This is a genomic window from Streptomyces pluripotens (assembly GCF_000802245.2).
Lineage (GTDB): Bacteria > Actinomycetota > Actinomycetes > Streptomycetales > Streptomycetaceae > Streptomyces > Streptomyces pluripotens.
Window position 1 is genome coordinate 5,612,818 of sequence record NZ_CP021080.1, and the last position, 25,232, is coordinate 5,638,049.

At 69.4% G+C, this 25,232-nt stretch carries 19 protein-coding genes and 1 pseudogene; 14 read left to right on the top strand and 6 right to left on the bottom strand.

Features of this window, described 5'->3' with window-relative positions; genetic code table 11:
- Window position 1: 1 nt before the first annotated feature.
- The gene (locus LK06_RS25250) at window positions 2–1,546 is read left to right on the top strand and encodes a DUF4192 domain-containing protein (protein WP_052319071.1); all 1,545 of its coding nucleotides are present in this window, start codon (window positions 2–4) and stop codon (window positions 1,544–1,546) included.
- Between the two features lie 239 nt (window positions 1,547–1,785).
- Here the strand turns inward: LK06_RS25250 and LK06_RS25255 are convergent, their stop codons facing one another.
- Complete coding sequence (locus LK06_RS25255; protein WP_039652532.1) at window positions 1,786–2,184, bottom strand: YunG family protein; 399 nt, start codon at window positions 2,182–2,184, stop codon at window positions 1,786–1,788.
- 455 nt (window positions 2,185–2,639) lie between these two features.
- On the opposite strand from LK06_RS25255, the gene LK06_RS25260 reads away from it, so the two are divergent.
- The 6 genes from LK06_RS25260 (at window position 2,640) to LK06_RS25285 (ending at window position 12,363) form a co-directional block, all read left to right on the top strand.
- Window positions 2,640–4,829: a glycogen debranching N-terminal domain-containing protein gene (locus tag LK06_RS25260; RefSeq protein ID WP_234367499.1), complete on the top strand. Its 2,190-nt coding sequence runs from the start codon at window positions 2,640–2,642 to the stop codon at window positions 4,827–4,829.
- A gap of 177 nt (window positions 4,830–5,006) precedes the next feature.
- Complete coding sequence (locus LK06_RS25265) at window positions 5,007–5,765, top strand: NUDIX hydrolase (protein ID WP_039652531.1); 759 nt, start codon at window positions 5,007–5,009, stop codon at window positions 5,763–5,765.
- 154 nt (window positions 5,766–5,919) lie between these two features.
- On the top strand, window positions 5,920–8,361 hold the full coding sequence (locus tag LK06_RS25270; protein ID WP_174673937.1) for an ABC transporter ATP-binding protein: 2,442 nt from the start codon (window positions 5,920–5,922) through the stop codon (window positions 8,359–8,361).
- A gap of 162 nt (window positions 8,362–8,523) precedes the next feature.
- Window positions 8,524–9,411: a FadR/GntR family transcriptional regulator gene (locus tag LK06_RS25275; protein ID WP_078859101.1), complete on the top strand. Its 888-nt coding sequence runs from the start codon at window positions 8,524–8,526 to the stop codon at window positions 9,409–9,411.
- Between the two features lie 430 nt (window positions 9,412–9,841).
- Window positions 9,842–11,383, top strand: coding sequence for an RNA polymerase sigma factor (locus tag LK06_RS25280; RefSeq protein WP_039652580.1), 1,542 nt, complete (start codon window positions 9,842–9,844; stop codon window positions 11,381–11,383).
- Between the two features lie 119 nt (window positions 11,384–11,502).
- Complete coding sequence (locus LK06_RS25285; protein WP_043405675.1) at window positions 11,503–12,363, top strand: S1 family serine peptidase; 861 nt, start codon at window positions 11,503–11,505, stop codon at window positions 12,361–12,363.
- A 100-nt stretch (window positions 12,364–12,463) separates the two neighbouring features.
- On the opposite strand, the gene LK06_RS25290 is transcribed toward LK06_RS25285, so the two are convergent.
- Window positions 12,464–12,694, bottom strand: coding sequence for a DUF7455 domain-containing protein (locus tag LK06_RS25290; RefSeq protein ID WP_039652528.1), 231 nt, complete (start codon window positions 12,692–12,694; stop codon window positions 12,464–12,466).
- Between the two features lie 441 nt (window positions 12,695–13,135).
- Between LK06_RS25290 and LK06_RS25295 the strand changes: the two genes are divergently transcribed.
- Window positions 13,136–15,259 (top strand): DNA gyrase/topoisomerase IV subunit B, encoded by a 2,124-nt coding sequence (locus LK06_RS25295; protein ID WP_039652526.1) that lies wholly within the window; start codon window positions 13,136–13,138, stop codon window positions 15,257–15,259.
- A gap of 59 nt (window positions 15,260–15,318) precedes the next feature.
- Here LK06_RS25295 and LK06_RS25300 read toward each other — a convergent pair whose 3' ends face one another.
- Window positions 15,319–16,905, bottom strand: coding sequence for an IS1182 family transposase (locus LK06_RS25300; RefSeq protein ID WP_086083060.1), 1,587 nt, complete (start codon window positions 16,903–16,905; stop codon window positions 15,319–15,321).
- Window positions 16,906–17,622: 717 nt separating this feature from the next.
- Between LK06_RS25300 and LK06_RS25305 the strand changes: the two genes are divergently transcribed.
- The 5 genes from LK06_RS25305 (at window position 17,623) to LK06_RS25325 (ending at window position 22,175) form a co-directional block, all read left to right on the top strand.
- Entirely contained in the window at window positions 17,623–18,141 is a 519-nt protein-coding gene (locus LK06_RS25305) for a DUF1453 family protein (protein ID WP_039652525.1), read from the top strand.
- Window positions 18,138–19,289, top strand: coding sequence for a sensor histidine kinase (locus LK06_RS25310; protein WP_039652524.1), 1,152 nt, complete (start codon window positions 18,138–18,140; stop codon window positions 19,287–19,289). Before LK06_RS25305 ends, LK06_RS25310 begins: the two co-directional genes overlap by 4 nt.
- On the top strand, window positions 19,286–19,969 hold the full coding sequence (locus tag LK06_RS25315; protein ID WP_039652523.1) for a response regulator transcription factor: 684 nt from the start codon (window positions 19,286–19,288) through the stop codon (window positions 19,967–19,969). Before LK06_RS25310 ends, LK06_RS25315 begins: the two co-directional genes overlap by 4 nt.
- Before the next feature lie 68 nt (window positions 19,970–20,037).
- Window positions 20,038–20,586, top strand: coding sequence for a DUF485 domain-containing protein (locus LK06_RS25320; protein WP_071659160.1), 549 nt, complete (start codon window positions 20,038–20,040; stop codon window positions 20,584–20,586).
- A complete protein-coding gene (locus LK06_RS25325; RefSeq protein ID WP_039652519.1) occupies window positions 20,583–22,175 on the top strand; it encodes a solute symporter family protein in 1,593 nt (530 codons plus the stop codon). Before LK06_RS25320 ends, LK06_RS25325 begins: the two co-directional genes overlap by 4 nt.
- Before the next feature lie 21 nt (window positions 22,176–22,196).
- On the opposite strand, the gene LK06_RS33425 is transcribed toward LK06_RS25325, so the two are convergent.
- Entirely contained in the window at window positions 22,197–22,406 is a 210-nt protein-coding gene (locus tag LK06_RS33425; protein ID WP_159025337.1) for a hypothetical protein, read from the bottom strand.
- Window positions 22,407–22,549: 143 nt separating this feature from the next.
- Here LK06_RS33425 and LK06_RS34545 point away from each other — a divergent pair.
- Window positions 22,550–22,773: pseudogene (locus LK06_RS34545) on the top strand (ABC transporter substrate-binding protein); the annotation flags it as partial.
- Between the two features lie 27 nt (window positions 22,774–22,800).
- Here the strand turns inward: LK06_RS34545 and LK06_RS25335 are convergent.
- Together LK06_RS25335 and LK06_RS25340 are read right to left on the bottom strand one after the other, a co-directional pair.
- Window positions 22,801–23,484 carry a response regulator gene (locus tag LK06_RS25335; protein ID WP_039652517.1) on the bottom strand — a complete coding sequence of 228 codons (684 nt, stop codon included), beginning with the start codon at window positions 23,482–23,484 and terminating at the stop codon, window positions 22,801–22,803.
- On the bottom strand, window positions 23,478–25,175 hold the full coding sequence (locus tag LK06_RS25340) for an ATP-binding protein (RefSeq protein ID WP_071659159.1): 1,698 nt from the start codon (window positions 25,173–25,175) through the stop codon (window positions 23,478–23,480). The genes LK06_RS25335 and LK06_RS25340 overlap by 7 nt, the downstream gene beginning before the upstream one ends.
- Window positions 25,176–25,232: the final 57 nt, after the last annotated feature.

Sequence of the window (25,232 nt, forward strand, 5' to 3'; positions counted from 1 at the left end):
CATGACGAATCACGGCGAAACGACCGGACCATCCAAAAACGGCGACATCTCAGGACAGGAGCCGTCCGGGTACGACACACAGGTCACCCTTCGCACCCCCGCGGAGTTGGCCGACGCCCTGCCCTACCTGCTTGGTTACCGGCCCGAGGACAGCATGGTGTTGGTTGCCCTCCACGACCACGAGGGCCGCGGCAGGTTCGGCGGGCGGGCGCGCCTGGGCATCCCCGCGAGCGAGGAGGACTGGGAGGCGGCCGCACGACAACTGGCGCAGGGGCTGGTGGCTGGCAGTGAGCGGCGGCGAGGCGTCCGGCCCCAACAGATGGTGGCCTACGTCTGCCAGGAACCGGCGCCGGGAGAATCCGGGCGGGACGTCAAACGGCGACTCGGGCGGCTGGCTCACCTGCTGCGCACCCGGTGTGGCGACCTCGGCGTTCCGGTCATCGAGGCGCTGTGCATCTCTGACGGCCACTTCTGGAGCTATTGCTGCCCGAAGGAGGGCTGCTGTCCGGAAGGGGGTACGCCGATGGGCCTTCCCGGCACCTCCGTGCTCGCCGCAGCAGCCACCTACGCCGGCATTCAGGTCCGTGGCACGCTCGGGGAAATGCGCGCCAGGCTGCGCCCCTGGGAGACCGCCGGGACGCTGGAGCAGGAGGTCGCCCTGGACACGGCCGGGACCACCTTGATGCCCCGCATGCTCGACGAGGCGACTTGCACGGACGTGGCGGAGGAGACACTCGCCCTCACCGAGCGGATCATCCGCCGCTTCGCCGCGGCAGCGCCCGTGTCCGGCACGCATCGGGCCGACCTGCGTGACGACCGCCTGCTCCGGCACGACGAAGCGGCGGCTCTGATCTTCGGGCTCCAGGACCGCACGACCCGTGATCAGGCGGCTGCGTGGATGGAGGGTGAGGAAGCGGGCCCCGCCCTGCGACTCTGGCGTTCCCTGGCACGCCGCTGCGTCGGTCCTTACAGCGAGCACGCAGCCGCCCCCTTGACCCTGGCCGGCTGGGTCGCCTGGTCGACGGGCGACGAGCTGGAGGCCCGCGAGGCATTGGCCATGGCATTGGGCGCGGATCCCGATTACCTCTTCGCCCGCCTGCTGCACCAGGCCTGCAACGACGGGCTCGATCCGGAGTCGATCCGCCGGTGCCTGCGCGCGGCACGTTCGGGACACACATCGGCACGTAGCGCAGAGCGGCCGGACCCCGTGACGCGAACGGCGAGGACTGGCCGCACGGAAACCCCGGCCCCGGTGTCCGGGCCGAGTGTCCGGGCGGAGCACGGTCGGAAGGCCGCACCTGGTGCGCGCACGCGGGTGCGGCGACAGCGTCGAGCACGTCCCGCGAATGGCGGCCGCGCCGTTCGGCCTGCAGATGCACGGCGTCGGCCGGCGAGCTCCCCTCCGTGGTCACGGGCCGCCGAGGGCTCACGATCAGGCACCCGGAACACCAGGGCCGCACGTACGCGTGCAGCGGGCACTGGCGACGACATCACCGGGGGTGCCGCGTCGGGCCGCTCGCACCGTGAGCCCGAGGGCGAGGACTGAGCGCCGCTCACGCGAGCACGCCCCATCGGCCGGCCGGGTGGCTACTCGTGCCCACCGGGAGCAACCCGGGCGCGCAGACGGTGGCCGGGAGGTCTGGTGCGCCGCCCGAGCCGGTCTTGACGCTGGTTGAAAGGGCCTCCGTCTGATCGTCCTCGCCGAGCGCTCCTCGCTGCGGCTGACCCGGGCCACCAGCAGCCAGGACGTCGTCCCGCTGAACTAGACGGGCTGATCGCAGCTCCTCAGGCAGGCTCCGGGAGCGAACCGAGATGCTCGATGACACGCTCGCGCAGAAGGAGGTACTCCTCCCAGCGGCGGGGCAGCGGGCCCGGCGGACGCTCGATGACACGAGCAGCCGTGACACTCTGTCCGTGCTGGAACTGCTCGCGCGTCAGGTCGAGTTCCACTCCACTGGGCAACCGGTTCCACCAGTGGAAGCCATGCTGGGTCTGGTCAAGGCGCACCTCACCGACCACGAGATCGCCGCCGAAAACGTCGTTGACGATCAAGGCCGTGATGTCACAGTGCCCCCAGGCCGGGTTGCCGGGTTCCCAGTCGGCCTGGTCGTCGGGCGAGCAGGTGTCGGAGGCCCAGCTGACACGCAGGGCCTTGTCGAGAGCGAGCAGGTTCCAAGGGATCATGTCGCCAGCATCGCAGCCACCACTGACATGGGGCGTGGCGCAGCCGCCACAAATGGCCCGGCCTTCCCGAGCACGCACGAACCGCCGCACAGGGGACGAATAGGAGTACTGGACGGGGAGATCAACTGTCCGCCAGTAAGGACTTGAGCGGTCCGTTCACCCGGATGTCCCACTGTCCGTGGACAGAAGTTCCAGGGATCTCGATCGAGGACGGGCGGCTGGAACCGGCGATCCTGCGCTGCCGCCCACGGCCGGGATGGTGGAGGTACGGGGGCTGGTAATCCCTGTCCGATGGGCAGGACACCATGACCGTGACCTGGACGAGTCCTTGCCCGTTCAATCCGCGTGGCGAAAGTACCCGGACGGGCTCTGCCACCCACACGTTTCGTCCCCCGGTGAGTCCCACCGGCCGCCCAGCACGACCTAGGTGCCCCGAGCGCAGAAGAAGCCACCCCATGCACGAGCAGCCGATCCCGCCCTTTGCCGACGACGGACGTCCCCCCTGGGGCAGGTACGAGCCTTACCTGGTGGACGGTGCCGGTTCCTCAGTGGGGGCCACTGGCGTCCCACGGCCGACTCCTCCGCGCGCCGATCCCAAGTCCCCGGTCATCCACGGCGGCCGACCGCCCCTGGCCGGCGACCGGTCGCGCCGGCCTTCCGCACCCGCGCCGCACACCACTCCGGGCGCCCGCCAGACGCCTGGACTGCCACCTACGCACACGGCGTTGGTCTGCACCGCCTTGCCTGGCCTCGCCGTCTCCGACGAGAGTGGGCAGCTGTCCGGCCAGGGCCTGGAGGGGTTCTACCGGGGCGGCAGACGCCTGCTCTCGCGGTGTCAGGTCCGCGTGGCCGGTCGGGAACCGTTGGCGGTGCAGGCTGGGATGACCGGTGCCGACAGCGCACGTTTCGTGGGGACCGTGTGGGCTTCACCTACGGCGGGACCAGACCCGGACGTGGTCGTCGAGCGTGTACGCCGCGCCGACGGGACCGAGCGGATCACCCTCCGCAACGCCTCCCTGCGTCCCCTGCACCTGCCCGTGGAGGCCGCCCTCGGCACGGATCTCGCCGAACTCGGCACCATCGCTACCGGCCGGGCAGGTCCCGAACTCCCGGCCACCGTCCGTGACTCGGGCCTGCGCTGGGCCACGGCCGACGCCTCCGCCTGCGTCACCGCCAACCCGGCGCCCACCGACGCCCTGGCGTCCGCCGGACTGCTGCGCTGGGAACTCGACCTGCCACCCGGTGGGGCGACAACCATCGAACTGCGCGTACGACCCGGCGGAGCCGGGCCGCTGCGGGCTGCGGGACATACCGCGGCCGGTCCTCTCGCACCTGCCCGGGCAGCCGGTGATGATCCGCGCGTGGGCCCACTGCTGCGTGCGGCCGTTGCTGACCTCCAGGCCCTGCTCCTGCGCGACCCAGCGCACCCCTCCGACACCTACGTCGCTGCCGGCGCGCCCTGGCGCTGCGGAATGGCCCCCGCCGAAGCCCTGGCCGCCGCCCGCATGGCCCTGCCCCTGGGCACCCGACTCGCCGCCGGCACTCTGCGCGCCCTGGCCCGTACACAGCTGCCCGGACCAGGCCACCGGGCCGGTCTGATCCCCGGGCCACGGCGTGACGCTGGCCCGTTCCTTCCGCCGGGCTGCACGGGAACCGAGGCCACACTGTTCTTCCCGGTGCTGCTTGCCGAGGCCCGCCGCTGGGGCCTCGCGGAACAGGAGACGAAGGAACTGCTGCCCGCGGCCGAACGCTGCCTGACCTGGCTGCGGACAGCGGTCGGCGACGGCCCCTACCTGCCTGACCCGCAACCCTGCGGCCCAGCCCGTAGCGAGACCCAGGCCCATGCGTATCGCGCGGCACTGCTCGGCGCCGATCTCCTCGACACCTACCACAGACCGGGCGGCACGGAGTTACGCCAGTGGGCCGGGACCTTGCGGACGGCCTTTCGTGCCGACTTCTGGGTCGAGGACCGCGGCGGCGGGCGTCCCGCCGCGGCGCTGGCGCCGGATGGTCGTCCCGTGACGCACCTTGGCTCCGCGGCGGTTCACCTGCTCGACACCGGTCTGCTCGGTTCCGGTCGGCTCGCCCCGGGTCTGCTCGACAAGGTGCAGACCGCACAGCTGGCCCGACTGCTCGGCGGCCCGGCCATGGACGCGGGCTGGGGCCTGCGCGGTCTCGGCGCCAAGGAGACGGGGTACAACCCCTTCGGCCATCGGACTGGAGCCGTGCGGGTGCACGAGACAGCACTCGCCGTCGCAGGTCTGGCCAGTGCAGGCTATGAGAGGGAAGCCACCGGGTTACTGAGAGGACTGCTGGAAGCGGCGCCACACTTCGGTCACCGGCTGCCCGAGATGTTCGCCGGTGAGCAGCGAACTGCCGGTGGCGCTCCGCTGCCGCACCCAGCGGCCTGCCGGCCCGCGGCCACTGCCGCGGCCTCCGTGATCCTCGTGCTCACCGCTCTTGTGGGCATCCGTCCCGACAGCCCCGCCCGCTCCGTCACCCTGCGTCCCGTGCGCAGTGCCCCCCTCGGTGAACTCGGCCTGACCGCACTGCGCGTCGCAGGGGCGCCCTTCGCCGTACGGGTCAGCCGACTCGGACTCGCCATGGTCGAGGACGCGGCGGATGGTCTGCAACTGGGCGTGTGACCTCGCAAAACAGGGAGTTTGACCTTCTGCAAACGGGCGCATGTGCCGTTGTGGGGCGACGGCGACACTGAACGGGAGACGAAGCGGCGTCCCACGACGCAACGGAACGCAACCGCCATTGATGCCGTGGGTCGGGGAGGGAGTGTTTATCGTCAGGAAGACGACTATGATCGCCACATGCCCTACGACCCGTCAGCCTTTCCGCCCTTCGCCGTCACCGTGGACCTGGTCGTGCTGACCGTGCGCCGTCATGCCCTGTGCGCGCTGGCGGTGCGCAGGGGCGAGCCCCCCTTCCAGGGAAGCTGGGCGTTGCCCGGCGGCTTTGTGCGGGCTGACGAGGATCTGTCCCAGGCGGCGGCGCGTGAGCTGGCCGAGGAGACTGGGTTGCGCGCACACGATCCCTCCGTTCCGGCCCAGGACAACGGGGCCCACCTGGAGCAGCTTGCCACGTACGGTGACCCCAAGCGGGATCCTCGTATGCGCGTGGTCAGCGTCGCGCACCTCGCGCTCGCACCTGATCTACCCGCACCGCGTGCAGGCGGTGACGCCAGCAATGCGCGCTGGGTACCCGTCGAGGAGTTGCTCCACCGGGGCGGGTACGCCCGTGAGGGCGAGCCTCGCGCACCGCTTGCCTTCGACCACGCCCAGATTCTCGCCGATGGTGTGGAACGCGCCCGGTCCAAGATTGAGTATTCGTCGCTGGCCACGGCGTTCTGCCCGCCGGAGTTCACCGTCGGTGAGTTGCGCCGGGTGTACGAGGCGGTGTGGGGCGTGGCGCTCGACCCGCGCAACTTCCATCGCAAGGTCACCGGAACTCCTGGATTCCTCGTGCCCACGGGGGGGACCACGACGCGTCAGGGGGGCCGGCCTGCTCAGCTCTTCCGGGCCGGCGGAGCGCCCCTCCTCAACCCGCCGATGCTGCGTCCCGAGGTCTGACGCGTCCCGATCCCGGCAGTCGCGGGATCGCGGGCGGGGCTGCCACATGCGTCGGGCCCTTCTGCCTCGGATGGCGGACGCAGAGGGGCGAGCCCGCGCGACGCCGAAGAGCAAAACGACCGATACCCGAAAAAACTGGACATATGGCGCTATCTTGCTGAAGGTGATCCAGGCCTTCGGACTGACCAGCGCCCCCCGCAAGGCACAACCGCCCGCCGTTGATGATGTCTCCTTCGAGGCGCGTGCCGGACATGTCACCGCGCTGCTCGGGAGTGCCGGCGCGGGAAAGACGACGGTGCTCAGGCTGATGCTCGAACTGCAACAGGGGCGTGGTGTCACCTGCTTCAGAGGACGGCCCCTGCACCGTATCGCCCACCCCTCGCGGGAAGTCGGCGTGCTCCTCGGGGACGTACCAGGACATCCGGCCCGATCGGTCCGCGGTCATCTGCGCATGCTCTGCGCGGCATCCGGAGTTCCTGCCCGACGCGCCGACGAGGTGCTAGAAGTGGTCGGTCTCGTCAGTCTCCGAGAGGAGCGCCTCGGCGCGCTGTCGAGGGGGATGGACCGCAGGCTGGGACTTGCCTGTGCCCTGCTGCCCGACCCGCACACCCTCGTCCTGGACGAGCCCGCCGCAGGTCTCTCCGCCCGTGAGGCGCAGTGGCTGTACGGCATGCTGCGGGCTCATGCCGACCACAGCGGCACGGTGTTCGTCACGACGGCCGATCCGAAGGAAGCTGCACGCGCGGCCGACCGGATCGTCACCCTCGACGGCGGCAGGCTCGTCGCGGACCAGGACGCCAAGGAATTCGCCCGCAACCGGTTGCGGGCGCGTGTGGCCGTCCGTAGCCCTCACGCCGCACGCCTCGCTGCTCTGCTCGCCAGGGAGGCCCGCACCACCCGTCGCTCGGTGGAGGTCGTGCGAGAGTGCGGCAACCGCCTCTCGGTGTACGGCACGACGACCGCCGACATCGGGGAGACGGCGTTCCGCCACGGCATTCTCGTCCACCAGCTCGCCGACGAAGTGGGCGACATGGGGCCCGGTGCGGGTGCCGGGCGCGACGGCGGAACGGGGGCCGGCCGGGAGCAGCGGTCGACCCGGTATGAGCCGGTCGCGCAGGACGGATCGCCGGGGGAACCGGAACGCACCGCATCCGGTGCTTGCCTGGTGGAGCGAGGTACCCCGGGCGTTCCGGCGCCAGATGCTTCGCAGGCGGATCGAAACCTGGTGACGTCAGATGGTCCTTCCGGGCAGCGGGAGCACACCGCCGGAGAAGGCTCGCCGATGGGCGATCGGGCCGCGTCCGGCTTCACCCCCGATGGCTTGATTCCTGCCGGCTCTGCCTCGGCCGAAGAGGGGCGAGCCGGCGGTCACGGGCGGTCCTCGGCGACCGGGGACCCGAGCCGCCCGCCAGCGCCGGACGTCGCGGAGAGGCACCACGGCCTAGACCGGGAACTGTCGCCGGCCCCCGTGGCCGACGGCGCCGACGGTACGGCGTACGGGGCCGGCCTCTCCGGCATCGGCGCCGACACACGCCCCCGCGAGGCGCTCGCGAGGGCCGACGGCAGCCGGGCCGTCAACGCGACAGTCCCGTCTGAGCCAGCTCATGCCCGTCACACGGGTCACACCGGGCTCACTGAGCCTCCGCACTCACAGGTCGACGGTGCGACCCCTCCTCCAGCCGCTGTCTCCACCACCCGCACCCGCCTTCCCGGCGCCAGGACCCCGGGCCCCGGCAAGCAGCGGCCCAGCCGCGCACCACGACCCGAAGGGGTCCGCAGCCCCGACACCCTTTCCCTCCTCCCGCCCCCCATTTCCGTCCGTCCGGCGCCCACCCCCCTCCGTCCCCTGCGCTACGAAATCCGGCGTGCCGTAGGAGTCGGTACCGACTTCCTCGTCTGCGGCGTCACGCTGTTGGTGTCCGCGCTCGTGGCCGTCGTGCTGGCCCGGCTCGGCCACACCCCGCAGGCACGGCTCTTTGCGGCATGGCCGGGGGAGTTGCCGCTACCGCCGGCGGCGCTCGCGGCGGGGCTACTCGGTGCGCTGTCCTTCGGGGACGAGTTCCGCCACCCCGCCCTGGCGGCGGACCGGGGCACCGTGCCCCGGCGGCTGGGACTGCTGGTCGCGAAACTGCTTGTCTCCGGAACCATCGCGCTGTTCCTGGCCCTCCTCGCCGTGGGCTGCGACGCCGAGGTGCTCTACATCGTCTACGGGCGGGAGTTGTCGCAGGTTCCCGGGGGGTGGCTTTCCTCGTGCGCGAGTTGGTTCGGCCTCGTGGCCTGCTGCGCCTGGGTCGGTGTACTGGCGGGCGGTGTCTTCCGGTCCACCACGGCCGGGCTGGCCGCCGTCCTCGCCGTGCCCGTCGTCGTAGCGCCGTTTGTGCACGAGGTGCTGCAGGGCCCTGGTACGCGGGTGGCCGCAGGGCTTTTGACGCGGATGCGGGAGGCATTCCTGCTGCAATGGCCCTTCGGCGGGGAGCGCTACCTGATCGGGACGGCCCACGTGGTTGCTCAACCCATGGGCGAGGCACTGGCGTTGTCGTTGGGCGCGTTGCTCTGCGCATATCTGGTCACGATGCTGCGTTCCAGGGGCCGGTGACGACGGCTCGTTCGCTTCTGGACCCGCTGTGCGCACAACTCCCCACAGAAAGGCCATTTCTTTCCGATAAGGCGTCAATTGCGACGGGGTGAGCGATCACCCTTTCGTGTGCTTTTCACCAAAGCCCTCAAGGGAGTTGGGGGCGGCGCCGACAAAGGATCCGTGAGTACCCTTGCGCACACCATGATGACCGCCGCCCGCTCCGCCGATTCAGGTCTGGCCGGCCCGGGCGAACTCGACCGCTACCCCTACGGAGAGGCCCCCGCGGCCGATCGCGTCGGAGTGCCCTCCTGGGACGGTGCGGACCAGGAGCTGGGCCGCGTCGGCAGGCGTGCTTCGGGCAGCCGCGGGCGCGGACTGCACGGCCAGCTTGTCCAGCAGCTGGGGCAGATGATCGTCTCCGGTGACCTGGGGGCGGATCGGCCGCTGGTACCCGAGGAGATCGGCCAGCGCTTCGAGGTCTCCCGCACCGTCGTCCGCGAATCGCTCCGTGTCCTTGAGGCCAAGGGGCTGGTCAGTGCCCGGCCCAACGTCGGCACGCGCGTGCGTCCGGTCAGCGACTGGAACCTCCTCGATCCGGACATCATCGAGTGGCGGGCCTTCGGGCCCCAGCGCGACGATCAGCGCCGAGAGCTCAGCGAGCTGCGATGGATGATCGAGCCGCTTGCTGCCCGTCTCGCAGCCGGGCATGGGCGCGAGGAGGTGCAGCAGCGTCTGTGCGACTTGGTCGAGGTCATGAGCCATGCCATGGCGCAAGGTGACGCCCTGACCTATTCACGCGCCGACAATGAATTCCACGGGTTGCTCATTCAGATCGCCGGCAACCGGATGCTGGAGCACCTGTCCGGCATCGTCTCCGCCGCCCTTCAGGTCTCGGGTGGCCCGGTCACGGGCTGTGACCGGCCGAACGAGGCGTCTCTCGCGCAGCACGCGCGCATCGTCGACGCCCTCGGCACCGGTGACGGTGCGGCGGCGGAGACAGCCATGCGTCAGTTGCTCACGGTCCATCCCGAGGTGGAGCGCGTGGTTCCCGCGCCGCGCGAGCACTGATCGCGGCGAAGCGATGTGGTCGCGCACGCGCGGCGTCCTCGGTGTTCTCCGGGCGAAGCCGGGGTCGGGGGATGCCGTCGCCGGATTCCGCCGGATGTGCTGGTGTCCTGCGGAATCCGGGGGCGCGACGGGCGCCAGGGTCGCGAGTGTGATCGGGACGATACCATCGGTGACCATGTCTATCCATATTTGATCGCTTTTAACTCCTTACGGGGTGTGACTCGGGCCACGCAGATTGGGCGTAACGCTTGTGGAAACAGCACGATGACCTAAGAGGTGACAGCCGCGGAGGGAATACGGATGCCATACAAGGCGCTGTGCATCTTCCCGGCCCCGCCCGCGCCGTCGGCCCACTCCCAGGCCGGTGGTCGGCTCTCGTCCGCCACGGACGGTGCCGGAAGCCGTTTTCCAACGTTCCGAGAGGTTGTTCGTGTCGGCCAGCACATCCCGTACGCTCCCGCCGGAGATCGCCGAGTCCGTCTCTGTCATGGCGCTCATTGAGCGGGGAAAGGCTGAGGGGCAGATCGCCGGCGACGATGTGCGTCGGGCCTTCGAAGCTGACCAGATTCCGGCCACTCAGTGGAAGAACGTACTGCGCAGCCTCAACCAGATTCTTGAGGAAGAGGGTGTGACGCTGATGGTCAGTGCCGCAGAGCCCAAGCGCACCCGAAAGAGCGTCGCAGCGAAGACCCCGGCGAAGCGCACCGCCACCAAGACGGTCGCGGCGAAGGCGGTGACCACTAGGAAGGCCACCGCTGCCCCGGCCACCCCCGCGGTGTCCGCCGCCGCGGCCCCGGCCGGTTCCGCCGAGGAAGCTGCGCCTGTCAAGAAGGCCGCTGCTAAGAAGGCGACCGCGAAGAAGGCCGCTGCTAAGAAGACGGCCGTCAAGAAGACGGCCGCCAAGAAGACCACCGCCAAGAAGGACGCCGCCGAGGTCCTCGAGGACGAGGTCCTTGAAGACGGCAAGGTCGCCGACGAGCCCGAGGGCGCCGAGAACGCGGGTTTCGTCCTGTCCGACGAGGACGAGGACGACGCCCCCGCGCAGCAGGTCGCCGCGGCCGGCGCTACCGCCGACCCGGTCAAGGATTACCTCAAGCAGATCGGTAAGGTTCCCCTGCTCAATGCCGAGCAGGAGGTGGAGCTGGCCAAGCGCATCGAGGCGGGTCTGTTCGCCGAGGACAAGCTGGCCAACTCGGACAAGCTTGCCCCGAAGCTCAAGCGCGAGCTGGAGATCATCGCCGAGGACGGCCGCCGTGCCAAGAACCACCTGTTGGAGGCCAACCTCCGTCTGGTGGTCTCCCTGGCCAAGCGCTACACCGGCCGCGGCATGCTCTTCCTGGACCTCATCCAGGAAGGCAACCTGGGCCTGATCCGTGCGGTCGAGAAGTTCGATTACACCAAGGGCTACAAGTTCTCCACGTACGCCACCTGGTGGATCCGCCAGGCGATCACCCGAGCCATGGCCGACCAGGCCCGCACCATCCGTATCCCGGTGCACATGGTCGAGGTCATCAACAAGCTCGCGCGCGTGCAGCGCCAGATGCTCCAGGACCTGGGCCGTGAGCCCACCCCGGAGGAACTGGCCAAGGAACTCGACATGACCCCGGAGAAGGTCATCGAGGTTCAGAAGTACGGTCGCGAGCCCATCTCGCTGCACACCCCGCTGGGTGAGGACGGCGACAGCGAATTCGGTGACCTCATCGAGGACTCCGAGGCCGTCGTTCCCGCCGACGCCGTCAGCTTCACGCTCCTGCAGGAGCAGTTGCACTCCGTCTTGGATACCTTGTCCGAGCGTGAGGCCGGCGTTGTCTCCATGCGCTTCGGTCTCACCGACGGCCAGCCGAAGACCCTGGACGAGATCGGCAAGGTCTACGGCGTGACGCGCGAACGCATTCGACAGATCGAATCCAAGACCATGTCGAAGCTGCGCCACCCGTCGCGTTCGCAGGTCTTGCGCGACTACCTCGACTAGATTGCGCTGAACCGCGACGAAGGCCTGGTTCCCCTCGGGGGGCCGGGCCTTCGTGCTGCGGGCGGCGGCGAGATGGATCACTCTGGGTGTCCAGGAAACATCCGAGAGTGAGGAGCCTCATGCGCCGTTCCGTTGCCCAGGCACTGATCCGGCCGCTGGTGTTGGCAGCTGCCATGACCGCCATACCCCTGTCGACGGCGGCCCCGGCGGCCGCCGGTGGTGTGGTGGTCGGAGGATTTCCGATAGACGTCTCCGGCGCCCCCTGGACGGTCGCGCTGGCCAGTCGTGACCGGTTCGGAGGTACACGGGCGGGTCAGTTCTGCGGCGGCGTGGCGGTCACGCGGACCGCCGTGCTCACCGCGGCCCACTGTCTGGCCGGGGAGGTTCTGGGTGCGCCACCAAACCGTGTGCGCGACCTCCGGGTCATTGCGGGCCGCACGGACCTGTTGTCCGGAGAGGGGGAGGAGATCGCGGTGCGGGACGCCTGGGTCAACCCCGGATACGACGCGGCGACCAACTCCGGTGACTTTGCCGTACTCACGCTCGCCGAGCCGCTCCCGGAGAGCACGGTGGTCGCCATGGCAGGTGCGGGGGATCCGTCCTATCGGCCGGGCACGCAGGCTCTGGTGTCTGGGTGGGGCGACACCACCGGTGGTGGCGCTTACGCGCGCAGGCTGCACGCGGCACGTGTGCGTGTGCTGCCCGACGACCTCTGCGTGCGCGCCTATCCGGGCGGGCCGGACGGCACCTACCGGGCCGACACCATGCTCTGCGCCGGTGAGCCCGCTGGGGGGCCCGACGCCTGCCAGGGGGACAGCGGTGGGCCGCTGGTGGCTGGAGGGCGGTTGATCGGACTCGTGTCGTGGGGCAGCGGCTGTGGGCGGTCGGGCAGCCCGGGCGTCTACACGCGCATCGCCGACGTCGTGCGGGTCTGGGGGCAGGCTTCCGGGGGCCGAAAGGGGCTCCGCAGGCACTCCTGAGCGGCGCTACGGGAGATGAGCACGGGCGGCCGTTCCCGAAGAGGAGCGGCCGCCCGTTCACCGGCCTGTGCCGGGGCTGGCTCGTCGTGTCTGCGAGATGTCAGCGCTCTTCGTCGGAAGCAGTGCCGGGAACGGACGTCAGCCGCTCCGTCTCGTCCTGTATCTCAGCGGCGATCTTCTTGAGTTCCGGCTCGAACTTGCGGCCATGGTGGCCGCAGAAGAGCAGTTCTCCGCCGCTCAGCAGGACGACGCGTAGGTATGCCTGTGCGCCGCAACGGTCGCAGCGATCGGCGGCCGTCAGCGGGCTCGCGGGGGTCAGAACAGTAGTCACGTCGCCTCTTCTCTAGCTCGACGAGCTGTCGTACCAGGGTCAACATCCAACCAGCCCGAAAACGTTCCCGCTCGTGGCTTTTCCTCGAAAAAATCTCTCCGGGGCGGCTGTCTGCTGCCGGTTGGCGGCGAATGTGCCGTATTGCGTGTCTTATGTGCTTACGGGTTCGCGCTGTCTTGGGTCTCGGTCCTCCCGGCTGGGTTGCCGGTTGTTCATGAGGACGTGCCCGGAGCCTAAATGGTTCATGCCTCCAAGGGAACGTGATATGCACTTCACCCCATCGGGGTATCGAACGTGCATGCGACCCTGGACTAGTCTGAGTTCTCGACGAGGGTGGCGTTACACCGGCTCTACCAGGCCTCGGTACCCTCTGAGCGGCGACCGAAGCCGCCCCCCTTACCCAGAAAGGGGGCACCTGAAATTCAGCGAGGAGCGAACCGCGTGACCGCCGATACGTCCGTGCCGTCCACAGCGCTGCTGGCAGGAGCAGACCGCGACGGTTCCAACTACACCGCGCGGCACCTGCTCGTCCTTGAGGGCCTTGAGGCCGTGCGCAAGCGCCCGGGCATGTACATCGGCTCGACCGACAGTCGCGGTCTGATGCACTGCCTGTGGGAGATCATCGACAACTCGGTGGACGAGGCCCTCGGCGGCTACTGCGACCACATCGAGGTGATCCTTCACGACGACAGCTCCGTCGAGGTGCGCGACAACGGCCGGGGTATCCCCGTGGACGTGGAGCCCAAGACCGGCCTGTCCGGTGTGGAAGTCGTGATGACCAAGCTCCACGCGGGCGGAAAGTTCGGTGGCGGCTCGTACGCCGCTTCCGGCGGCCTGCACGGCGTTGGCGCCTCCGTGGTCAATGCCCTCTCGGCCCGCCTCGATGTCGAGGTGGATCGGGGCGGCCACACGCATGCGATCAGCTTCCGGCGCGGTGTGCCAGGCGTCTTCGCGTCGGGCGGCGCCGATGCGAAGTTCGAGGCCAGAAGTGGTCTGCGCAAGCCCAAGAAGATCCCCAAGACCCGCTCAGGCACGCGCGTGCGTTACTGGGCCGATCGGCAGATCTTCCTCAAGGGCGCCAGGCTCTCCCTGGAGACGCTGCACCAGCGCGCCCGGCAGACCGCCTTCCTGGTTCCGGGCCTGACCATCGTCGTCCGTGACGAGCTCGGCCTCGGCGAGGGCGGCAGCAAGGGTGAGGAGTCCTTCCGCTTCGACGGCGGCATCAGCGAATTCTGTGAGTATCTGGCGAACGACAAGCCGGTCTGCGACGTCCTCCGCTTCTCGGGGCAGGGCACCTTCAAGGAGACGGTCCCGGTCCTGGACGAGCACGGCCAGATGACGCCGACCGAGGTCACCCGCGAACTCGGCGTCGACGTGGCTATGCGCTGGGGCACGGGTTACGACACGGCCGTCAGATCCTTCGTCAACATCATCGCCACCCCCAAGGGCGGCACCCATGTCGCGGGCTTCGAGCAGGCCCTCACCCAGACGATGAACGACGTCCTGCGCGCTAAGAAACTGCTGCGCGTGGCCGAGGACAACATCGTCAAGGACGATGCCCTGGAGGGCCTCACCGCCGTCGTCACCGTCCGCCTGGCCGAGCCGCAGTTCGAGGGGCAGACCAAGGAGGTCCTCGGCACCTCGGCGGCTCGCCGCATCGTGAACAACGTGGTCTCCAGGGAGCTGAAGGCGTTCCTGACCGCCACCAAGCGTGATGCCGCGACCCAGGCTCGGGTCGTCATGGAGAAGGTGGTGGCAGCCGCTCGTACCCGTGTTGCGGCCCGCCAGCACAAGGACGCCCAGCGGCGTAAGACTGCCTTGGAGTCCTCTTCCCTGCCCGCCAAGCTCGCCGACTGCCGCAGCGACGACGTCGGCCGCAGCGAGCTGTTCATTGTCGAGGGCGACTCTGCGCTCGGTACGGCCAAGCTGGCGCGGAACTCCGAGTTCCAAGCCCTGCTGCCGATTCGGGGCAAGATCCTCAACGTGCAGCGGTCGTCGATCACCGACATGCTGAAGAACGCTGAGTGCGGTGCGATCATCCAGGTCATAGGAGCAGGCTCGGGCCGCACGTTCGACATCGAACAGGCCCGCTACGGCAAGATCATCATGATGACCGACGCCGATGTGGACGGCTCCCACATCCGCTGTCTGCTGCTCACTCTGTTCCAGCGCTACATGCGGCCCATGGTCGAGTCCGGCCGGGTGTTCGCCGCCGTGCCGCCACTACACCGCGTCGAGATCGTCCAGCCGAAGAAGGGCCAGGAAAAGTACGTCTACACGTACTCTGACCGCGAGCTGCGCGACAAGCTCATGGAACTCCAGAGCAAGGGCATCCGGTACAAGGACTCCATCCAGCGCTACAAGGGTCTGGGGGAGATGGACGCCGACCAGCTGGCCGAAACAACGATGGACCCGCGTCACCGTACGCTGCGCCGTATCAACCTCTCCGACCTGGAAGCCGCCGAGCAGGTCTTCGATCTGCTGATGGGCAACGAGGTGGCGCCCCGCAAGGAGTTCATCTCCAGCTCGGCGGCCACACTGGACCGGTCGCGCATCGACGCCTAGAAGACTGCTGAAGATCTTGTCGTGGGCTGTCCAGCCGTAGGTCGGACAGCCCTTCTTGCTTATGCGGTGGCCGGGGTGAGGTGCCAGCTGCCGTTGGCCCTGGTGAGTCCGAGGTTGATCAGTCGGCGGAGGTTGAGGGCGGCGGCGCGGTGGTGGAGCCAGACGTTGTTGGCGATGACGCCGCGGTAGGGGACCCGGCGGTTTCCCTTGGCGACCAGCCAGGCGATGGCACGTTCGACTGGGGGCCGCCATCTGCGGTATTCGTCCTGCCAGACGGGGTCGGTGGCAGCCTGGTGGCGGGCTGCGGTGAGCAGTTCGTGCTGGGGGTGGACGTTGAGGGTGCGCCCGGTCTTGGAGGTGGTGCAGCGTCCGCGCAGGGGGCAGTCGGTGCACATGCGCTTGAACTGGGCGGTGCGAGCACCGTCCGCTTTGACCTGTCCGAGGTTGGCGGTGTGTCCGGCCGGGCAGGTCGCGGTGCCGGCCGCCGAGTCGACGTGGAAGTCGTCGATGGTGAAGCCGCCGGGGATGGCCTGCCGCAGCGGCGGCGGCTTGATCACCAGGGTGTGGCCGTCGGCCTGCAGGTGTGCGCGCAGGTCGCCGGTGCCGTATGCGGAGTCGCCGAGCACGGTTAACTCCTGGCCCTCGTCCTCGTCGGCCAGCAGATCGCAGGCGACGGCGGCCTCGTGGTTGTCGGGGCCGTAGCCGCTGGTGAGGGCAACCGCGGTGAACAGCCCGGTCTCCGGCTCGAAGGACGCATGCCCTTTGAAGCCGTCCTGGTGGCGGGTTCGGTTTTTGTGGATGTGCCGCGCGTCCGCATCGACGGTGGACACGGTCCGGTCCGCGACCGTGCGCTGGGCGATGCGCCAGCGTCCGTCGCGTCCGTCGGAGTCCTCGGCCGGCTCCACGTCCTGGCCCGCGACCAGGGCCAGCAGGCCCACCGCGTTCGCCGCCCTCTCGCCCAGTTCCTGTTCGGGCAGGTGACCGAGCAGGTTGAGGGCGTCGGTGACCAGCGCGTCGACCAGCGCGGCGCGGGCGGCCTCGTCGTCCCAGGCGATCCTCGGCTTGCCGGGGTCGGTGTAGTCGTGTGCCGTGCACCACTGCTCCGCGGTCTCCTGCGCGCCGGGGACCTCACGGATCACCCGTCGGGCGGCGGAGATGATCTGGGTGACGGTGTCCTGGGTGGCCACCGCGTCATCGAGGACGGTGGAGTCCAGTGCCCGCCGCTGCTTGCCCTTGAGCACGCCGGTCCCGGCCACGACCTCTTTGACCTTGGTGAAGATCCGCGTCGGGTCGGCCGAGTGACGCAGCCGGCGCCGGAAGTACGTCAGCAGCGACGGGTCGAAAGCGGTGTCGTACAGGCCGAGCCCGCAGGCGGCCTTCCACCGCAGGTCACACCGCAACTCCTGGACTGTCTCGAAGTCCGACAGCCCGTGCAGGCTCTGCAGCACCACCGTCACGGCCAGGACCTGCGGCGGCAGACTCGGACGGCCGTTGGACGAGGGGTACATGTCGGTGAACATTCCTGGCGGGAACAGCACCTCGCGATGCTCGGCGAGGAACGCGAACACACTCCCTGCCGGGATCAACTCCCGGCAGGTCTCCCACACATCCGGCCCGACCATCTCTCCGGCCCATTCCCCCTGCATGCCTACAAGACTGGCCCCGACTCCACCGAGCCGGGGCCAGAACCCGAGATTTTCAGCAGTCTTCTAGCCGTCCGGCTCTGCTCCGGCTCGTCGGGCCTGCAGGTGTCCGGTCCTGCCGATGGACGGTCGTGGGTTGAGCCGTTTCGCTTCCCGCCGGGCAGAGCCTGGCGGGAGGAAGGGCATCCGCCGGGCGCCGGGGTACGGCGGCACAGTCCCTGGTCGGTCTGCCGCTCGGCTATCCGCCGTCCCTCTCGCCGGCGTCCCGGCCTGTCGGTGGCTCCCGGCCCCCACAATTCGCCAGTGGGCGGCGGCCGAGGGCCCGGCGCCGCTGGCCGGTATCCGCACCGGCGGGCTGCACCCCAATCCATTGCCTCCCTCTTGCCATTTCGTCACGCCCTCTCTGCCACGGGCCCCCGGGCCGTCCAACACCGGCGCTGAGCAGTACCCCGTTCGCCCCAACCACTCAGCCGAGCGCCCCGGGCGAACTGGCCTGTCCGGTGAGTGATCGCGGCCGCCTGGTACCAACCGGTCGTGACCGCCACACCGTGGGCTCGGTAGGTCCGTCAGCCTCTCCACCCCTGGGTGGAGGTGGGGTCGTTCAGGGCCTCCACCCGAGATCCACCCCGGCTCCGATCTCCTGACCAGTGGATTTGCGTAAGTTCGAAGGAGTCGGCAGCTCTAGCTACCGACACCACCTTCTTCCTCACGGAGGCTCTGATGTCCGGGCTCGTCAACGCGGTGGCGATCGTGGCTGTGGTCGTCGTAGTGGTCGCGCGGCAGTTCCGTGCCCGTGCGATCGGCGCGGACCGGCGTCGGTGGCTGCTTCCCCTGATCCTTGCCGTCGTCGCACTGCGCGAGCCCGGCATCCTCGACAAGCACCACCACACAGAATCCGCAATGCTGCTCGGGGTCGGGCTGCTCATAGGCCTTGCCACCGGCTCAGGTTGGGCCTGGACCACCCGCATCTGGACGGCTCCGGACGGCGTCGTGTGGACCAAGAGCACCAAAGCGAGCGTTGCAGTGTGGGGTGGGGGCGTAGCCCTGCGGGCCGGTGTTGTCGCCGTCGGTTCCGCGCTCGGCCTGCACCAGGGGAGTGCGGCCCTGATGCTCGGCCTCGCTGGCACCCTGCTGATCCGCGAGGCGATCCTGGTCGGGCGAGTGCGGGCCCTTGGGGCCGGGAGCTGTCCCGTCCCGGCGCACGGTGAGGGGAGGCCGGTGTGGGAGGAATGCGTGTGACCGAGAACGCCTGGACACGCTGGCCATCGCGTGAAGCACTCGGCCATGCGGGAATTACCAGGTCTCGGCGCCTACTCGCTTGGGTCGTCAGGCTGCTGGTGCTCGCCATGTTCCTGTGGGGTGTGTTCAGCCACAAACACTCTGGCGTGCGGGGGGCACTCGTAGCGGCTACCGGAGTGCTCATCGCCGGTCTCGTGGCTTGGGCCTTCTTCCGGACCACCTACCAGCACCGGCTGGTGCCTTCCCTGGCCCTTGTGGGTGGGCTCCTCAGCATCGCGGTGATCGCGCAGGCCACCGGGTTCACAGGACCAGCCGTGGTGATCTGGTGCGGCTGCGGGATCACTGCCTTGGAGAGGCTGCCGCTCGTGGCAGCCGGACCGGTGGCCTCGGCGGCGCTGGCCTTGTACGCCGCGTTCAACAACGACGTCTGGCTGACCACGACGGCCACGGTGGCGGGCATGGTTCTCGCCGGATATGTCCTACGGCTGGATGCGGAAGCCCGGGGCAACGCTCACCGACTGCTCGCCCAGGAGCGCGCTGCCCGGGCCGCAGAGGCTGAGTCCGCGGCGCTGGCCGAGCGGGCCCGGATCGCGCGGGAGATCCACGATGTGCTGGCCCACAGTCTCTCGGCGCAGCTCGTGCACCTGGAGGCCGCTCGGCTACTGATCGAGAACGGCGCCGATCGCGAAAGGGTTCTGGAGCGGGTGGTGGCCGCTCGGGGCATGGCTCGCGACGGCCTTGCCGAGACCCGGCAGGCTCTGTCCGCACTCCGGGGTGAGCTGACACCGCTTGAGGACTTCCTGACGGAACTCGTCAGCGCGGCCGACGGTGCGGAGGTCACCGTCACGGGTGAGCGCAGGCCCCTGTCGGCCGAGGCGTCCCAGGCGGTGCGCCGGGTCGCGCAGGAGGCGCTCACGAACGTCCGCAAGCACGCCCAAGGCGCCAAGGTACGCCTGCGACTCCACTACGGCGAACGCGAAGTGACACTGGACATACGGGATTCGGGCGGCCGAGTGGGCGAATTCACCCGGTCCGGGGGCGGGTACGGTCTGCTCGGGATGCGCGAGCGCGCTGAGCTACTGGGTGGTTCGCTGGACGCGGGGCCGTACGAGGAGGGGTTCTTGGTGACGCTGAAGGTGCCCGCATGACGGGGACGGAAGGCGGGAAGAAGCCCGCACGGGTGGTGGTCGCCGACGACCAGACCGTGGTCCGGGAGGGCATCGTGATGCTGCTCGGGCTGCTGCCGGGCATGGAGGTGGTAGGTGCCGCGGGCGACGGTGAGGAGGCAGTACGGCTGGTCGGGGAACTCGCCCCGGACGTCGTCTTGATGGATCTCCGGATGCCCCGTTGCGACGGTGTGGAGGCCACCCGACGGATCAGGGAGCAGTACCCCGGTACCCAGGTCGTGGTGCTCACCACGTATGCGGATGACGAGTCCCTGTTCCCTGCGCTGCGGGCCGGGGCCCGTGGCTACCTCACCAAGGACGTGGGGGGTGACGAGATCGTGCGCGCCGTGGAGAGCGTGCTGTCAGGACAAGCAGGGCTGTCGCCGGGAATTCAGCGTCGGCTGTTGGAGCGCTTGTCGCAGTCCGAGCCCGAACCGGTGGCCGGTCAGCCTCCGGATGGGCTGACCGCGCGTGAGACTGAGGTGCTGGTACTGATTGCCGAAGGCCTCACCAACCAGGAGATCGCTCGCAGGCTGCACGTCTCCACCGCGACCGTGAAGACGCATATCAACAACCTTTTCGCCAAGACGGGCCTCAAGGACCGGGCGCAAGCCGTGCGTTATGCCTACGGCAAGGGGCTGGCGAGTCCGCCCGTGGGGTGAGTCACCTGATGGGGTGAAGGCCGGGGGAAGACAGGTCAGGGATCTTCCCGGTCTGTCCATCCTTGGGCATGCAGTCAAGCAACGGTCGTGCCCGCGGAGCCGGGGGCGGTCCCGAGAGTTCGGCCGGGGGCGGAGAAGACCACGGTGCACCCGCTCACGATGTGAAGCCGGAAGACCCCTGGTACGACGCGCTGGCCTCCGGCTGGGGTGAAGTGGACGGCACGGGCACGCCCGCTCCTGCCGTGCCGTCCGCTCGCGGAGAGAACAGCGGGACGACGGTTCGGGCCCGCGACGTGTATCTAGAGGTGCAGCGCAGCGCGGCGTTCCAGGAGGTGCGCAGCAGATACCGACGGTTCGTAGCGCCGGGAGCCATCGCCTTCCTCGCCTGGTACGTGGGATACGTGGTCACTGCTACGACCGCGCCCGGACTTATGGCCCGACCCGTGGCGGGGGCGGTGAACGTGGGCATGCTCGCGGGGCTCGCGCAGTTCCTCACCACATTCCTGCTCACTTGGGCCTACGCCCGGCATGCGCGGCTGCGCCGGGACCGGGCCGCGCTGGACCTGCGCTGGGACACCCAGGAGCTGACTCGTGGCGTGCAAGGAGGTGCCTCGTGACCGGCAGCCATCAGACCCTGGCCTTGCTGCTGTTCAGCGGATTTGTGGCCGTCACGCTGGGGATCACGACCTGGGTCGGCCGCCGGCGGCACGGTTCGGAGGAGGAGTTCTATGCGGGCGGCCGATTGTTCTCCCCCATGGAGAATGGTTTTGCCATCGCCGGGGATTACATGTCGGCGGCTTCCTTCCTCGGCGTCACGGGTCTCATCGCGCTGTACGGGTACGACGGGCTGCTGTATGTGGTGGGTTTCCTCGTGGCGTGGCTGGTCGTCTTGTTCCTCGTGGCCGAGCTGGTGCGCAACTGCGGCCGGTTCACCCTGGCTGACGTCGTGGCCGCGCGGATGAGCGAGCGGCCGGTGCGGATTGCCGCGGGCACGTCCTCGGTCACGGTGTCCATTCTGTACCTGGTGGCACAAATGGTCGGTGCGGGCAGCCTGGTGGCGCTGCTGCTGGGCCGGACGAGCGGCGCGGCCCAGGTCTGGGCGGTCATCGGGGTCGGTGCGCTCATGGTGATCTATGTGTCGCTGGGAGGGATGCGGGCCACCACCTGGATCCAGATCGTGAAGGCGGTCCTGCTGCTCAGCGGGACGATCGCACTGACGGTGCTGGTCCTGCTCCGCTTCCACGGGGACATCGACCGGCTGCTGGTCACGGCTGCGGAGCACAGCGGTCACGGGGACGCTTATCTGGCACCGGGGCTGAGGTACGGCGGAAACTGGACCTCTCGCCTCGACTTCATCAGCCTTGGGCTCGCGCTGGTGCTGGGCACGGCGGGACTGCCGCACATCCTGTCTCGCTTCTACACGGTGCCGACCGCGAGGGCCGCCCGCCGCTCTGCGGTGTGGTCCATCGGTCTGATCGGGGGCTTCTACCTGATGGCGATCGTCCTCGGGCTTGGCGCTGCGGCGGTGGTGGGGCCGCAGGCCGTGCGCCATTCGAATGCGGCCGGGAACACGGCGGTACCCCTCCTCGCCCTGGATCTGGGCGGTGGTGCGGGCTCCACGACGGGGACGGTCTTGTTCGCCGTTGTCGCCGCCATCGCCTTCGCCACCATCCTGGCGGTGGTCGCCGGTCTCACGCTCGTGTCCTCGGCCTCGGTGGCCCACGACCTGTACGCGTCGCTGCGCCGACCGCACGGCAGGACCCGCAGTGAGGTGGCGGTGGCTCGGTTCGCCGCGGTCGGCATCGGTGTCGTGGCGATCGCGCTCGGTCTCCTGGCCCGTGACCTGAACGTCGCCTTCCTGGTCGGTCTCGCCTTCGCGGTCGCCGCATCGGCGAACTTTCCAGTGCTGCTGTACTCGCTGTTCTGGAGCGGTTTCACCACGCGTGGCGCGGTGTGGGCCGTGTACGGAGGGTTGGTCCCGTCGCTCGGTCTCGTGCTGCTGTCCCCGGTGGTGTCGGGGAGCCCGGGCTCGCTGTTTCCGGACGTGGACTTCCAGTACTTCCCGCTGCAGAACCCGGGCATCGTCTCCATTCCGCTCGGATTTCTCGCTGGCTGGCTGGGTACGGTCACCTCGGACGAGGTCGCCGACGACGGCAAGTACGCCGAGACCGAGGTACGGTCACTGACCGGGGCCGGCGCGGTGTAGTGGTCCTTGCCGACGTAGCGGTCACCGCCGGCCGCGTCCCCAGCCCCGTGGGAGCCCCATGGACCGGAGCACCTGGGGCGACACCCATGTGTACGGCGCCACCGGCCGGCCGGTGCCGCCGTAACTGAGGGAGAGCTGGAGGCAGCCCGCCTGCTCCAGGCGACGGAGCTGGTGCACCTGCTCGTCGCGTAGTCGCAGAACACCTTCACCTTCACCATGGGTGGCGTCCACGCCGCCATGGTCAGCCTCGCAGGTGTCGCCCCGGTCGCGCCGAGGGCTCGGTGGAGTCGGCGGCGCAGTTCTCCTAGGTCCCGGGCGCGGACGAGGTCGTTTTCGGGGAGGCGTCCGGCGACCGTGACTCGCTGTCCCCACCCCACAGTGCCGCCGAGACACCCGCCGACTACTCCCAGGGCGACAAGAATCTCTATCACCAGGCCGTCAAGAGCACCCTGCCCATGTTCACGGATGACGGCGTGATGCCCCGGGGCAGCCCCGAAACGGTCGCGAAGGTGCTCAAGGTGTTCAACCCCGGATCAAGAACGCGAAGCTCGATTTGAGTAGGACCTGCACCACGGAATTCGTCAAGGCCGCCGGATGACTGCGCCAGGTGCTCCATGACGTGCGCTCAGGCGCGGGCCGCCCACACGTATCGGTGTTCCGGGCGGCCCGCGTCGCCATACTTGAGGGTCAGCCGGGCCCGGCCCGTGCGCTCCAGCAGCTTCAGATACCGCTGGGCGGTCTGCCGGCTCACTCCGGTCCGCTCGGCGATCTCCTGGGCGGACATCGGGCCCGCGGCTTTCATCAGCGCCTGGCGCACCAGCTCGGCCGTCGCGGGGGCATGCCCCTTGGGTAGCTCGGGTTCCGGCGGTGCGGACAGGGCACCGAACATCCGGTCCACCTGAGCCTGTTCGGCCTCGCCGCCGCTGTCCAGGGCGCGCCGCAGCTGGGCGTACCCCTCCAGTTTCGCCCGCAGACCGGCGAAGGTGAACGGCTTCATCAGGTACTGCAGAGCCCCGTGCCGCATGGCGGCCTGAACGGTCGATACGTCCCGCGCCGCCGTCACCATGATCACGTCGGTCTGATGGCCGCGGCGCCGCATCTCCTGGACCACCGCGAGCCCGGTGCCGTCGGGCAGCCAATGGTCCATGAGTACCAGGTCGAGCCGCGGCAGGGTTTCCACCCGGCGCAGCGCCTCCGCTGCGCTGTGCGCCTCACCGGCCACGTGGAACCCGGGCACCTTCTCGACGTAGGCGGCATTGACCCGGGCCACCCGGCTGTCGTCGTCCACGACCAGGACCTCGATTACCATGCCTCCTCCTCCGTGGCGGCGGGGACGTCCGCAGGGGGTGTGCCGAACCCGGCTGCCGCGGAAGGGGCCGCTCCCGGTTCTGGCTCGGTGAGTGCCTCGGGCAGGACCACGGTGAACTCCGCGCCACCGCCGACCGCCGTGTTCACGGCCGTACTCCCGCCCTGTCGTTCGGCGAGCCGGCGCACCAGGGAGAGCCCGATGCCCCGCTTACCGTGTGCGGGCGGCTTCTTGGTGGACCATCCCTCCGCGAAGATCAGCTCCCGTTGGTCCGCAGGGACCCCTGGGCCCGTGTCGCGCACCCTGAGCACGACCGTACGGCCCTCCGCGCGCAACTCGACCTCCACGCGTGCGTGCGGGGTGCCCGCGACTGCGTCGAGGGCGTTGTCCACGAGGTTGCCGACGACCGTGACCAGTCCCCGTGGATCGATCAGCCGGTCGGGAAGCCGGGAGTGTTCCGATATCCACAGGCCAGCTCCGCGCTCGGCCGCCACGGTCGCCTTGCCGACCAACAGGGCGGCGAGCAGAGGATCCTGGATCTTCTCGGTGATCTGTTCGGCGGTGACCCGGTGGTCGCCGACCACCTCGCTGACGAACTCCGCCGCGTCGTCGTACATCTCCAGTTCCAGCAGCCCGAGCAGGGTGTGCATGCGGTTGGCGTGCTCGTGGTCCTGGGCGCGCAGGGCGTCGATCAGCCCGCGCGTGGAGTCGAGTTCCCGCCCCAGCTGCTCCAGTTCGGTGCGGTCGCGCAGGGTGGCCACGGCACCACCGTCGCCGGTGGGCATACGGTTGGCGACCAGGACGCGCTGACCGCGCACCGTGAGTAGGTCGGTGCCGGTCGCCCGGCCGGCCAGGACGTCCGTCGTACGGCCCGGTCCGAGTGCCTCGTCGAGGGTCTGCCCGGCCGCCTCGTCGCCGATTCCCAGCAGCCGCCGTGCCTCGTCGTTGAGCAGGCGGATGCGACCACTGCGGTCGAGGGCGACTACCCCCTCCCGGATGCCGTGCAGCATCGCCTCACGTTCCGCGAGCAGCGCCGAGATATCGGAGAAGGCCAGGTCCCGGGTCTTGCGCTGGACCCTGCGGGAGATCAGCCAGGCGGCCAGTGCGCCCGCCGCGAGCGCACCGCCGGCGTATGCGAACAGCCCCGGGATCGCATTGATCAACTGTGCCCGGACGCTGTCGTAGGCGAGGCCGACGGATACCGCGCCGATGATGCGGTGGTGTGTGTCGTACAGCGGTACCTTGCCACGCGCCGAGCGGCCCAGGGTGCCTTCGTCGATCTCCATGACCTGCTCGCCGGTCAGGGCCCGTGAGGGGTCGGTGGAGACCTTCCGGCCGATCTCCGAAGCCGTGGGATGCGACCAGCGCACCCAGGTGCGGTCCAACACCACGATGTACTCGGCGTGGGTGGCGATCCGGATCCGTTCGGCCTCCCGCTGCACCGGGCCGTTCCTGGTCGGCGGGGTGGTGAGGACCCCTTCGGCGATCTGCGGGTCCTGGGCGGTGGTCTCGGCGATGGCCAGCGCCCGCCGCATGGCCTCCTGGTCCAATTGCTTGCTCAGCGGTGCCAGGAACAATCCGGTGGCGAGCACCGCGACCCCCGCCGCGACCGCCACCTGCATCAGGAGCACCTGCGAGAACATCCGCCGTGGCAGTCCGAGGCGTAGACGGCGTGCTGGGGGAGTGGGGCTCATACCCACGACCGTACGTGGGCGGGCCGCGAGCGCCCATGGGAGTGGTGTGGATCTCCT

Coding starts and splice junctions, on each gene's coding strand:
- LK06_RS25250 (WP_052319071.1), top strand. CDS start 2: ATGACGAATCACGGCGAAACGACCGGACCATCCAAAAACGGCGACATC.
- LK06_RS25255 (WP_039652532.1), bottom strand. CDS start 2,184: ATGATCCCTTGGAACCTGCTCGCTCTCGACAAGGCCCTGCGTGTCAGC.
- LK06_RS25260 (WP_234367499.1), top strand. CDS start 2,640: ATGCACGAGCAGCCGATCCCGCCCTTTGCCGACGACGGACGTCCCCCC.
- LK06_RS25265 (WP_039652531.1), top strand. CDS start 5,007: ATGCCCTACGACCCGTCAGCCTTTCCGCCCTTCGCCGTCACCGTGGAC.
- LK06_RS25285 (WP_043405675.1), top strand. CDS start 11,503: ATGCGCCGTTCCGTTGCCCAGGCACTGATCCGGCCGCTGGTGTTGGCA.
- LK06_RS25300 (WP_086083060.1), bottom strand. CDS start 16,905: ATGCAGGGGGAATGGGCCGGAGAGATGGTCGGGCCGGATGTGTGGGAG.
- LK06_RS25305 (WP_039652525.1), top strand. CDS start 17,623: ATGTCCGGGCTCGTCAACGCGGTGGCGATCGTGGCTGTGGTCGTCGTA.
- LK06_RS25315 (WP_039652523.1), top strand. CDS start 19,286: ATGACGGGGACGGAAGGCGGGAAGAAGCCCGCACGGGTGGTGGTCGCC.
- LK06_RS25320 (WP_071659160.1), top strand. CDS start 20,038: ATGCAGTCAAGCAACGGTCGTGCCCGCGGAGCCGGGGGCGGTCCCGAG.
- LK06_RS25335 (WP_039652517.1), bottom strand. CDS start 23,484: ATGGTAATCGAGGTCCTGGTCGTGGACGACGACAGCCGGGTGGCCCGG.
- LK06_RS25340 (WP_071659159.1), bottom strand. CDS start 25,175: ATGAGCCCCACTCCCCCAGCACGCCGTCTACGCCTCGGACTGCCACGG.